The organism is Curtobacterium sp. MCBA15_013 (genome assembly GCF_001865095.1).
GTDB lineage: Bacteria > Actinomycetota > Actinomycetes > Actinomycetales > Microbacteriaceae > Curtobacterium.
Genome location: NZ_MJGQ01000007.1, coordinates 71795 through 82703, shown reverse-complemented (window position 1 = coordinate 82703; position 10909 = coordinate 71795). Strand labels below are relative to the sequence as shown.

11 protein-coding genes are annotated in these 10909 nt (G+C 71.4%); 4 read left to right on the top strand and 7 right to left on the bottom strand.

Translation table 11 applies throughout. The features are described from left to right. Positions 1-45: 45 nt before the first annotated feature. Entirely contained in the window at positions 46-1074 is a 1029-nt protein-coding gene (locus tag BIV01_RS05630; protein ID WP_070416415.1) for a TerC family protein, read from the bottom strand. Positions 1075-1292: 218 nt separating this feature from the next. On the opposite strand from BIV01_RS05630, the gene ftsY reads away from it, so the two are divergent. Both ftsY and BIV01_RS19280 read left to right on the top strand, forming a co-directional pair. Beyond that, entirely contained in the window at positions 1293-2162 is an 870-nt protein-coding gene (gene ftsY / locus BIV01_RS05625) for a signal recognition particle-docking protein FtsY (RefSeq protein WP_070416414.1), read from the top strand. A 58-nt stretch (positions 2163-2220) separates the two neighbouring features. Next, positions 2221-2379, top strand: coding sequence for a DUF4175 domain-containing protein (locus BIV01_RS19280; RefSeq protein ID WP_139199230.1), 159 nt, complete (start codon positions 2221-2223; stop codon positions 2377-2379). A 96-nt stretch (positions 2380-2475) separates the two neighbouring features. Here BIV01_RS19280 and lipA read toward each other — a convergent pair whose 3' ends face one another. The 3 genes from lipA to BIV01_RS05610 form a co-directional block, all read right to left on the bottom strand. Next, positions 2476-3459, bottom strand: coding sequence for a lipoyl synthase (gene lipA / locus BIV01_RS05620; protein ID WP_083413783.1), 984 nt, complete (start codon positions 3457-3459; stop codon positions 2476-2478). Next, positions 3456-4163 (bottom strand): lipoyl(octanoyl) transferase LipB, encoded by a 708-nt coding sequence (gene lipB / locus BIV01_RS05615; RefSeq protein ID WP_071302171.1) that lies wholly within the window; start codon positions 4161-4163, stop codon positions 3456-3458. Before lipB ends, lipA begins: the two co-directional genes overlap by 4 nt. Positions 4164-4226: 63 nt before the next feature. Further along, positions 4227-4760: a hypothetical protein gene (locus BIV01_RS05610; protein ID WP_071302170.1), complete on the bottom strand. Its 534-nt coding sequence runs from the start codon at positions 4758-4760 to the stop codon at positions 4227-4229. Between the two features lie 59 nt (positions 4761-4819). Here BIV01_RS05610 and BIV01_RS05605 point away from each other — a divergent pair, with 59 nt between their 5' ends. Together BIV01_RS05605 and ffh are read left to right on the top strand one after the other, a co-directional pair. Further along, positions 4820-5527 carry a VOC family protein gene (locus BIV01_RS05605; protein ID WP_071302169.1) on the top strand — a complete coding sequence of 236 codons (708 nt, stop codon included), beginning with the start codon at positions 4820-4822 and terminating at the stop codon, positions 5525-5527. A gap of 44 nt (positions 5528-5571) precedes the next feature. Further along, on the top strand, positions 5572-7122 hold the full coding sequence (gene ffh / locus BIV01_RS05600) for a signal recognition particle protein (protein WP_022905829.1): 1551 nt from the start codon (positions 5572-5574) through the stop codon (positions 7120-7122). A 74-nt stretch (positions 7123-7196) separates the two neighbouring features. On the opposite strand, the gene BIV01_RS05595 is transcribed toward ffh, so the two are convergent. The 3 genes from BIV01_RS05595 to BIV01_RS05585 form a co-directional block, all read right to left on the bottom strand. Continuing rightward, on the bottom strand, positions 7197-8441 hold the full coding sequence (locus tag BIV01_RS05595) for an ATP-binding protein (protein WP_071302168.1): 1245 nt from the start codon (positions 8439-8441) through the stop codon (positions 7197-7199). Positions 8442-8464: 23 nt separating this feature from the next. Further along, positions 8465-9601, bottom strand: a complete 1137-nt coding sequence (locus tag BIV01_RS05590) for a tetratricopeptide repeat protein (RefSeq protein WP_071302167.1) — start codon at positions 9599-9601, stop codon at positions 8465-8467. 99 nt (positions 9602-9700) lie between these two features. After that, a complete protein-coding gene (locus tag BIV01_RS05585) occupies positions 9701-10840 on the bottom strand; it encodes a glutamate--cysteine ligase (protein ID WP_217637395.1) in 1140 nt (379 codons plus the stop codon). Positions 10841-10909: the final 69 nt, after the last annotated feature.

Genomic DNA, 10909 nt, shown 5'->3' with positions numbered 1-10909 from the left:
CGGTGCCAGCTGGCACCGCGCCTCCAGACCGTCAGACGGTTGCGACTAGTGCGCGTCGGCCTCGACGGCCTCCTTCGGCTCGCCCGTCGGGGTGAGCCCGCGCTCCTGGCGACGCTTCGACACCACGAGCGACGCCACCGTGGCGACCGCGATCGTCAGCATGATGAAGCCCAGCGAGAACCAGATCGGGATCTCCGGAGCCCACTCGATGTGCTCACCGCCGTTGATGAACGGCAGCTCGTTGACGTGCATGGCGTGGAAGACGAGCTTGACGCCGATGAACCCGAGGATGACCGCGAGGCCCTGCCCGAGGTAGATGAGGCGTTCGAGCAGCCCGGCGATGAGGAAGTACAGCTGACGGAGCCCGAGCAGCGAGAACGCGTTCGCGGTGAACACGATGAAGGCGTCCTGCGTCAGCCCGAAGATCGCGGGGATCGAGTCGAGCGCGAAGAGCACGTCGGTGAGGCCGATCGCGACCATCACGAGCAGCATCGGCGTGAAGAGGCGCTTGCCGTCGACCTTCGTGGTGAGGCGGTCGCCGTCGTAGTGGTCCGAGGTCGGGATGACGCGCTTGAGGATCCGGATCAGGCGGGAGTCACCCTCGTCGCCGCCGTGGTCGTTGCCGCTGCGGGCCTGCGACCAGGCGAGCCAGAAGAGCAGCGCGCCGAACAGGTAGAACACCCACGAGAAGTTGTCGATGATCGTGACGCCGAGGGCGATGAAGATGCCGCGTGCGACGAGGGCGATCGCGACGCCGACGAGCAGGACCTTCTGCTGGAACTCCTTCGGCACGGCGAAGCTCGTCATGATGATGAGGAAGACGAACAGGTTGTCGACCGACAGTGCCTTCTCGGTCAGCCACCCGGCGAAGTACTCACCGCCGGCCTGTCCGCCGCCGAAGACGAGGATGCCGACACCGAAGAGGATCGCGAGTCCGACGTAGAACGCCGACCAGAACGCGGATTCCTTGATGTGCGGGACGTGCGGGGTGCGCACGTGCGAGAAGAAGTCGAACACCAGCAGCGCGAGGATGCCTGCGATGGTGAGGAGCCAGACGAAGAGTGGGACGTCCACGGGTTTCCTTCAGGTCGATGGGCGCAACCAGGTGGTGGGTACGCCGAGGCCTGAAGGTCTCTTCCGCCGCGGTCCGCACGATGTGTCGACCACGACCGGCGCCCCGGGCCCGGATCGTTCCGGACCGTACTGACGGGGACACCGAGGAGGAATACTCCCCTTCGTGTCCCCGAGCGTACCGGGCGCAGCCCACATGCGCCGCGCTCTAAGCTGGGAACATGGCGAGTTCCTGGTCACTGTCCTCCCGGCTGCGCGGGCTGTTCCAGCGCAAGACGATCGACGAGACCACGTGGGAGGACCTCGAGACGGCGCTCATCGGTGCGGACTTCGGCCCGGACATCGCCGACGAGATCATCGAGGACCTCCACGCGCGCGTCGACCGCTACGGCACGACGGACCCCGCCGACCTCCAGCGGATGCTGCGCGAGGTGCTCGAGGAACGGCTGTCGAAGCTCGACACCACGCTGAAGCTCAGCAACCGGCCGGCGGTCGTGCTCGTCGTCGGGGTGAACGGCGTCGGCAAGACCACCACCATCGGCAAGTTCGCGAAGTTCCTCAAGACGTACGACCGCACGGTGCTCGTCGGCGCGGCGGACACCTTCCGAGCCGCCGCGGTCGAGCAGGTCGCGACGTGGGCGGAGCGAGCGGGCGTCGAGGTCGTGCGACCGGCCCAGCCCGGGCAGGACCCGGCGTCGGTCGCGTACCAGACGGTCGAGAAGGCCATCAGGGACAACACCGAGATCGTCGTCATCGACACCGCCGGCCGACTGCACACCAAGGCCGGGCTGATGGACGAGCTCACCAAGATCAAGCGCGTGGTCGAGAAGCAGACCGAGATCGCCGAGGTCCTGCTCGTGCTCGACGCCACGACCGGCCAGAACGGCCTCGCGCAGGCGCAGGCGTTCATCGAGGGCGCGGGCGTCACGGGGCTCGTCATCACCAAGCTCGACGGTTCGGCCAAGGCCGGGTTCGTGCTGAGCGTGCAGGAGAAGACGGGCATCCCGATCAAGCTCATCGGCCAGGGCGAGGGCATCAACGACCTCACCGGTTTCACCCCGCACGTGTTCGTGCAGAACCTCGTGGGCTGATTCCGGGTACCGTCTGCGCAGTACAGGGATCGTCCAGGTACACGGAAGGAGCCCTCACATGCCCGCTCTGCTGATCATCGCGATCATCGTCGGCCTCGTCCTGCTCTTCAGCGGCATCTTCGTCGGTGCCCTGAAGTTCCTGCTGTGGGTCGGGATCGTCCTCATCATCCTGGCCGTCATCGGCTGGCTGCTCAGGAGCATCCGCGGTCGCGCGTAGCGACCGACGCGTCCGTCACGGACGCATGCGCGGAACGGGAGGCGCGGTGCCAGCTGGCACCGCGCCTCCCGTCCGTCGTCCGTCCGGTCCCACCGCTCAGACGGCCTGGCGACCCGGCGTCGCGTCGAGCAGGTGCGACAGGTGCTCCGGCACCGTGCCGCCGCGGGCGACCGTGGCACGCGCCCAGAGGCGCCCGGCCCGGTAGGACGACCGGACCAGCGGCCCGGCGAGGACCCCGGCGAAGCCCATCTCCTCGGCGACCTCGCGCAGGGCGACGAACTCCTCGGGTGCGACCCATCGAGCGACCGGCAGGTGCCGCGGCGACGGGCGGAGGTACTGCGTCAGCGTGATGATGTCCGTGCCGGCGTCGTACAACCGCTGGAGGGCGTCCTCGATCTCGATGCGCTCCTCGCCCATGCCGAGGATCAGGTTCGACTTCGTGACGAGCCCCGCGTCGCGTCCCTGCGTGATGACGTCCAGGGAGCGCTCGAAGGTGAACGCCGGGCGGATGCGCTTGAAGATGCGCGGCACGGTCTCGACGTTGTGGGCGAAGACCTCGGGGCGGGCGTCGAACACCTGTCCGAGCTGGTCCGGGCGGCCGTTGAAGTCGGGCACGAGGATCTCGACACCGGTGCCGGGGGAGTGCTCGTGGATCTGGCGGATCGTCTCCGCGTAGAGCCAGGCGCCGCCGTCGGGCAGGTCGTCGCGGGCGACGCCGGTGACCGTGGCGTACTTCAGGCCCATCTCGGCGACGGAGTCCGCGACCCGGCGGGGCTCGTCGCGGTCGAGCGGCTCGGGCTTGCCGGTGTCGATCTGGCAGAAGTCGCAGCGGCGCGTGCACTGCGAGCCGCCGATGAGGAAGGTGGCCTCGCGGTCCTCCCAGCACTCGAAGATGTTCGGGCAGCCGGCCTCCTGGCAGACGGTGTGCAGCTGCTTGCTCCGCACGAGGCCGGACAGCTCGCGGAACTCCGGACCCTGGGTGGCGCGGGTCTTGATCCACGCCGGCTTGGTCTCGATCGGGGTCTCGGCGTTGCGGGCCTCGACGCGGAGCATCCGGCGGCCTTCAGGGGCGAGGGTCATACGAGGGTCTCCTGTCGTGCGGACGTGGTGGCGGGCGTGCCCGCGGCGCTGCTGATCCGGTGTCCGGAGTGCATGCCCTGCTCGGCGGCGCGGAGGCGGTCGAGCACCACGGGGACGATCTCGTCGACCGTCACGGTGCGACCGGCTGCGCGGCTGAGGGTCGTCACCCCCGCGTCGCTGATCCCGCACGGCACGATCGCGGCGTAGGCGTCGAGGCTGTTCGTGCAGTTGATCGCGAGGCCGTGGCTCGTCACCCCCTCGGCGACGTGCAGGCCGATCGCGCCGACCTTGGCGTGCGGGGCACCGGCCGGGCCTGGGACCCAGGCGCCGCTGCGTCCCGGGACCCGCTCGGCGAGCACACCCACGGCGGCCGCCGCGTCGACGATGACCTGCTCGAGGTCCCGCACCCAGGCGACGACGTCGAGCGGCTCGGCCAGCCGGACGATCGGGTAGGCGACGAGCTGCCCCGGTCCGTGCCAGGTGATCCGTCCGCCCCGGTCGACGTCGACCACGGGGGAGCCGTCCGTCGGCAGGTCGGACGGTTCGGTGCGACGCCCGGCGGTGTACACGGACGGGTGCTCGCACAGGACGACGGCCCCGGGTGAGCGGCCGGCGACGACGTCGGCGTGGAGGGCCCGCTGCAGTGCGAGTCCCTCGGCGTGGTCCAGCAACCCGGACGGGCGCACGATGTCGAGTTCCGGCATGCGCGCCAGGCTACGACAGTTTCTGTACTCCGTCCAACAACGGCATCGACGGGTGTCCGGAGGTCACGGCACGCGGACGTCCTGCCACGTTGCCGTGCGGAGCTCCTCCTCGTACAGCGCACGAGCCCGTGGCAGGTGGCGTCGTTCGACCGCGAAGACGTGCACCGCGATGCCCGCCCACAGCACCCCGGGGAAGAGCGCGAGCACGACGTCCTGCCAGTCGGTCGCACCGGCCAGTTGCGAGACGGCCGGTGCGAGGAACAGGACGGCCAGGACCGCGGAGAGCCACGCGAACCAGCTGGTCCGGTCGATGATGTGCGCGAGCCACCGGACCCGCCGTCGGGTGGGGACGCCGACCGGCTCCGGACCCCCTCGAACCCACTCCCGCAGCGCCCGCTGGGTCGCGTACCCGCCGATGGTGGCCCAGGCGACGACGACGAGGACGGTCACGAGCAACCCTGCGCCGATGCCGACGGCCACGACGGTCGACACCGGGATCGCGAACCGTGACGCGAACACGGCGGCGGCGAACCCGCAGAGCAGTGCGACGGCAGCGGCACGGGCCCAGCCGCCGAGGTCGATCTCCCGGAGGTGCATGCGACGGACAGTAGTCCGGGGCTTGACCTGAAGCGCGGTTGAGGGTGTCGGGTGGGGCCATGCACATCCGCCAGGTCCAGCTCGCCACCCGCTCCCTCGACGACACCGTCCGCTTTTACGAGCGACTCGGGTGCGCCGTGCTCGCCGACGACGACTCGGTCCGGGTCACCGTCGGGTCGTCGCAGCTCGTCTTCCGGGTGCTCGACGGGATGACCGGGGCGCACCACCTCGCGTTCACGATCCCGACCGGGACGTTCGCGGACGCGAAGCGCCGGGTGGCCGAGGTCGCGACGGTGCTCGGGGCGCAGGGTGTCGACGAGTTCGAGGGGCCGGCGGGCTGGGACTCGCGGTCGGTGTACTTCGAGGGGCCCGACCGGCAGCTGCTCGAGCTCATCGAGCGACGGGAGCTCCCCGACGCCGTGCCGGCCGCCGGGCGGGCCGCGCCGGCCGACGGGCACGCCGCGCGGGCCGACGGGCACGCCGCGCCGCTCGCCCCGCTGCTCGTGTCGGTCAGTGAGGTCGGCATCGCCGTCCCGGACGTCCCCGGGTCGGTCGAGGCCCTCCGCCGGCATGGACTCGACCCCTACGCCAACTCGGCGGGGCCCGACTTCGCCCCCGTCGGCGACGTCGACGGGCTGCTCATCCTGGTGTCGCCCGGCCGCCGGTGGTTCCCGACGCTGGATCGGGCCCCGTCGTCGGCTCCGGTGGTGGTCGATCTCGGGCTCGGCACGACGGTGGAACTGGCCGAGGGCGTCCTCCTGCGGTGAACGGGCGAGAGCGTCCGGGCGGGGCCTTGTAGAATCGACGGATCATGGCGCAATTCGGTTCACTCTCCGATCGGCTGACCGAGACCTTCCGCAACCTGCGGAGCAAGGGTCGGCTGACTCCGTCCGACGTCGACGGCACCGTCCGCGAGATCCGGCGGGCGCTCCTCGACGCCGACGTCGCGCTCGAGGTCGTCAAGGCGTTCACCGCAGCCGTCCGCGAGCGGGCCCTCTCCGACGAGGTCAACCGCGCGCTCAACCCGGCGCAGCAGGTCGTCCAGATCGTCAACGAGGAACTCGTCGGCATCCTCGGCGGCCAGCAGCGGCGTCTCGAGTTCGCGAAGCGGCCCCCGACGGTCATCATGCTCGCGGGCCTCCAGGGCGCCGGCAAGACCACGCTCGCCGGCAAGCTCGGCAAGTGGCTGAAGAAGGACGGCCACACGCCGATGCTCGTCGCGGCGGACCTCCAGCGTCCGAACGCCGTGCAGCAGCTGCAGGTCGTCGGCGAACAGGCCGGCGTGCACGTCTTCGCGCCGGAGCCCGGCAACGGCGTCGGCGACCCGGTCAAGGTCGCGAAGAACGCCATCAAGGCCGCGGTCGACCAGCAGTACGACACCGTCATCGTGGACACCGCCGGTCGTCTCGGCGTCGACGCCGAGCTCATGAAGCAGGCCGCGAACATCCGCAAGGCCGTCGACCCCGACGAGGTCCTCTTCGTCATCGACGCGATGATCGGTCAGGACGCGGTCAACACCGCCCGCGCCTTCCAGGAAGGCGTCGACTTCACCGGCGTCGTCCTCTCGAAGCTCGACGGCGACGCCCGCGGTGGTGCGGCCCTGTCGGTCGCCAGCGTGACCGGCCGTCCGATCATGTTCGCCTCCACGGGCGAGGGGCTGGACGACTTCGAGCCGTTCCACCCGGACCGCATGGCGAGCCGCATCCTCGACCTCGGCGACATCCTCTCCCTCATCGAGCAGGCGCAGGGTGCCTTCGACGAGGAAGAAGCGCGCAAGGTCGCCGAGAAGATCGCGAGCGACTCGTTCACGCTCAACGACTTCCTCGAGCAGATGCAGCAGCTCCGCAAGGCCGGCTCGATCAAGGGCATGCTCGGCATGCTCCCCGGCGCCAAGGGCATGCGCGAGGCGCTCGACAACTTCGACGAGCGCGAGATCGTCCGCACCGAGGCGATCATCCAGTCGATGACCCCGCAGGAGCGCGAGCTGCCGAAGCTCCTCAACGGCTCCCGCCGCCTCCGCATCGCCAAGGGTGCCGGCTCCACCGTGACCGAGGTCAACGCCCTCGTGAACCGGTTCGAGCAGGCCGCGAAGATGATGAAGACCGTCGCCCGCGGTGGCGTCCCGCAGATGCCCGGTATGGGGCCGATCCCCGGCATGCACGGCGGCAAGAAGCAGCAGCAGGGCGGCAAGAAGAAGTCCAAGGTCGGCAACCCGGCGAAGCGTGCGGCGCTCGCCGCGGGTGCGGCCGCGGCGCCGCAGCAGGCGCCGAAGGGGTCCGGTCTCGGGCTCGGCGGCGGCAAGGGCGGCAAGGCGCCGACCGAGGAAGAGCTCGCGTCGCTGCAGAAGTTCCTGGGTCGCTGACGCGGCTCGCGATCGCAACCGGTTGACGAACGGGAGGCGCGGTGCCGGCTGGCACCGCGCCTCCCGTCCGTCCGTCAGCGCTTGGACCGCTTGAGCCAGGCCCGCAGGTCGGCGTACGTCCCGTCGTCCTCGCCGAAGAGGACGACGTTGCGTGCGGCGTCCAGCCAGGCGCCGGTGGACGGGCGCACCTCACCGAGGGCACCGAGCAGGTCCGCCATGCCGATCAGCCGGACCGACCCGGTCGTGACGCTGTCCATGAGCGCCCGTTCCGCGGCGACCTCGCAGACGTAGGCGATGTCCGCGCCCGAGAACCCCTCGGTGCGCTTCGCGAGCGCTGCGGCGTCGATGCCCTCGACGGGTCGGTCCCGCAGGTGGCCGCGGAAGACCGCCTCGCGCGCAGGGGTGTCCGGCGGCAGCACGAGCACGGTGCGGTCGAGCCGCCCCGGTCGGCGGAGCGCGGGGTCGACGTCCCAGGGCTGGTTCGTCGCCGCCAGGACGAACACGCCCTCGTTCCCGCCGTCGATGCCGTCCAGCTCGGTGAGGAGCTGGTTGACCATCCCGCGGACGTGCGAGCTCCGGGTCTGACTGCGCCGTTGTCCGAGCGCGTCGACCTCGTCGAAGAACACCACGCAGGGCGCCGCAGCCCGGGCGGCGCGGAACACGGCCTCGATGTTCCGTTCGCTCTGGCCGACGTAGGGGTCGAGCACGTCGGTGATCGAGACGCTCATGAACCGTGCGCCGAGTTCGCCCGCGACGGCCCGGGCGATGAAGGTCTTGCCGCAGCCGGGCGGCCCGTACAGGAGCAGGCCGCCGCGGAGGCTCTTGCCGTAGAGCGTGCGCAGCTCGGGGTTCGCGAGCGGTGCGAGGAACGCCGCGGTCAGGCGCTGCTTCACGGTCTCCATGCCACCGACGTCGGCGAACCGGACACCGGCGCGCTCGACGGAGAACGCCGACGCGGGGTCCGGGTCGGGGCCGTCGTCGTCGACGAACGCCGGTTCGACGATGTGCTCCACCTGCTGCTCGGCGGCGTGCCAGTCGAACCCGGTCGCGGGCGGGGGACCGGCGGCGTCCGTCGCGGCGTCGTCCGGTCCGGGCGCGGCGGGGCCGGCCGTCGCGTCGGGTTGCAGTGCCTCGAGCATGAGCGCCCGGGCCGCGGCGTCGTCGGGGGCGACCGCGACCGCTGCCGCCGCTTCGGTCGTGGCCTCGACCCGGCGCCCCGCGTCGAGGAGCAGGCGCCCGAGGTGGACCCGGAGCGTGACGTCCTCCGGAGCGGCCACCACGGCTCGCCGGATCGCGTCGATCAGTGGGTCGTCGTCCATCGGGACTCCTCGTCCGTCGTCGGTCACCACGGGTTCCCCCAGCCGTCGTCGTCGCGGTCGGTCCGTCCCTCGTCGACGTCCTGCCGCACGGGCGTGGTCTTCGGGAACGCGCGCATCGTGCTCCGGATGCGCACCGAGGCGACGACGACCCCGGCGAACACCAGTCCCTGTGCCACCACGGCCGCATCCGGCGGGAGGAAGAGCCCCGCGACCGAGACGGCCGTCGCGGCCCCGAGGACGGCGACGGTCGTCGTCCACCCGGGCACCGCCCGTCGCGCCGCGCGCACGAGGAAACCCGTTCGGGGCCGGGTTTCGGCGGCGAACCGGAGCACGACGACCACCACGAGCGCGAGTCCGATCACCGGCGGGAGCGTCGTGTACCAGCGGTCGGCGTCCGACGGGGCGTCGAGGGAGACCAGGCACTGGAAGCCGGTCATCAGGGCGCCGGCACCGAGTCCGAACCGGATGCGTGCGAGCGGGTTGAGGACGCCGACGACGAGGTTCCGTCGCGCGAGCGCGTTCGTGGGGTCCGTCGCGAGGATCCCGGCGAAGGCGAGCGCGGACTCGCCGTCGTGACCCCGTCGGAGTCGCGACACCGCGAAGTTGTGCCGTGCGCCGCGGTCCTCCGGGGCGAGCTCGAGGCCGCGTCGGTAGGCGGCCTGGGCGTCGCGCTGCCGTCCCGCCGCGAGCAGCAGGTCGCCGTGCCTGCGGTGCGCCATCGGTTCGAGCGGCGCCAGCCGGACGGTCTCGTAGCTCGCACGGAGCGCCTCGGGCCGGCGCCGTTCGTCGAGCCAGAGGGCGTCGGCCACCGCGAGGTGTGCGAGCCACGACCCGGGATCGGCCTCGACGGATCGGCGCGCGGCGGCGACGGCTCCGGTCTGGTCGCCCAAGCGGACCAGGGCCGTCGAGAGGATCCGGAGCGCGACGGAGTCGGTGGGGGCGAGGCCGACCGCGCGTCGTGCCTCGTCCTGGGCGTCGTCCGGACGGTCGAGCGCCAGGAGGGCCAGCGCCCGCACACGGTGCCCGGCGACCGAAGCGCCCTGGTCCCGTTCGACGACGGCCAGGTCGGCGAGCGCGTCGGCGGGCCGTCCCGCGTCGATCAGCGCGGCCGCGCGCTGGACGGTCGGCCCTGCTCCGCGTTCCGCGGTCCCCCCTGTCACAGGGGAACTGTAGCGGTCGCGCGGACTCCCGCACGTCCCCCAGGACGGGAGGCGCGGTGCCGGCCGGCACCGCGCCTCCCGTCCGTCAGACGGTGACGGTCAGAGCGAGTCGCGCAGCTCGGTGACCAGGTGTCGGACGACGGCGCGGAGGTCTCCGCCGTTCTCCTGCGCGACCTGCAACTGCCGCTGGTAGGAGGCGCCGTCCGCGATCATCGTGTCGAGGTGGTGCAGCTCCTGCTGGCACCCGAGGCGGTCCGCCACCGGGTCGAGCCGCTGCACGAGGTCGTGCACCTCGTCGGTCACGAGCCGCTCGTCGCCGGCGGCGTTCGTGATGATCTCGGCCTCCATGCCGTACCGGGCCGCGCGCCACTTGTTCTCGCGGACGAACCAGGGCTGCATGGTCGGCAGGGTCTCGCCGGCGTCGAGCCGGTCGGACATCTCGGTGACGAGGCACTGGACGAGCGCGGTCACGGCCCCGACCTCGTGCAGGGTCGAGATGCCGTCGGAGACGCGGTTCTCGAGGGTGCCCCAGCCGGGCGACGGGCGGATGTCCCAGCGGAGGTCCTTGACGCCCTCGATGACGCCGGTGCGGGTGAGGTCGTCGACGACCTCCTCGAAGTTCGCCCACGCGCCGAGTGCCGGCGGCAGGCCACCGGTCGGCAGCTGCTGGAACATCAGGGCGCGGTTCGAGGCGTACCCGGTGTCGGTGCCGGCCCAGAACGGGCTCGAGGCGGTGAAGGCCTGCAGGTGCGGCACGTACGCGAGCATCGCGCCGAGGATCGGCAGCGCCTTGTCGCGGTCGTCGATGCCGACGTGGACATGGACGCCCCAGATGAGCATCTGACGGCCCCACCACCGGGTGCGGTCGATGAGGGTCGTGTAGTGCTCGCTGTCCGGTGTGATCTCCTGCTGGTCCCACACGGCGAAGGGGTGGGTGCCGGCGCACATGACCTGCGCGTCGAGGGGTTCGGCGGCGTCGACGACCTCGCCGATGATGCCGGACAGCTCGCTCGTGGCACCGCTCACCCGCGAGTGGACGCCGGTGACGACCTCGACCGTGTTCGTCAGGAGCTCCTCGGTCACCCGGTCGTGGTCACCGAGCCGCTGCTGCACCGCCTGGATGACGGCGGGGGCACGCGGGGTCAGGTCGCCGGTGTCCCGGTCGACCAGGGGGAGCTCCCACTCGACGCCGATGGTCGACGGGCGGGACTCGGTGAAACGGATGTCCATGCTGTACATCCTGCCCGGCTCCTTGTCGGACACGCACAAGGAACCGCACTCCCGGTCGTGCGGATCCGATTCACAGAC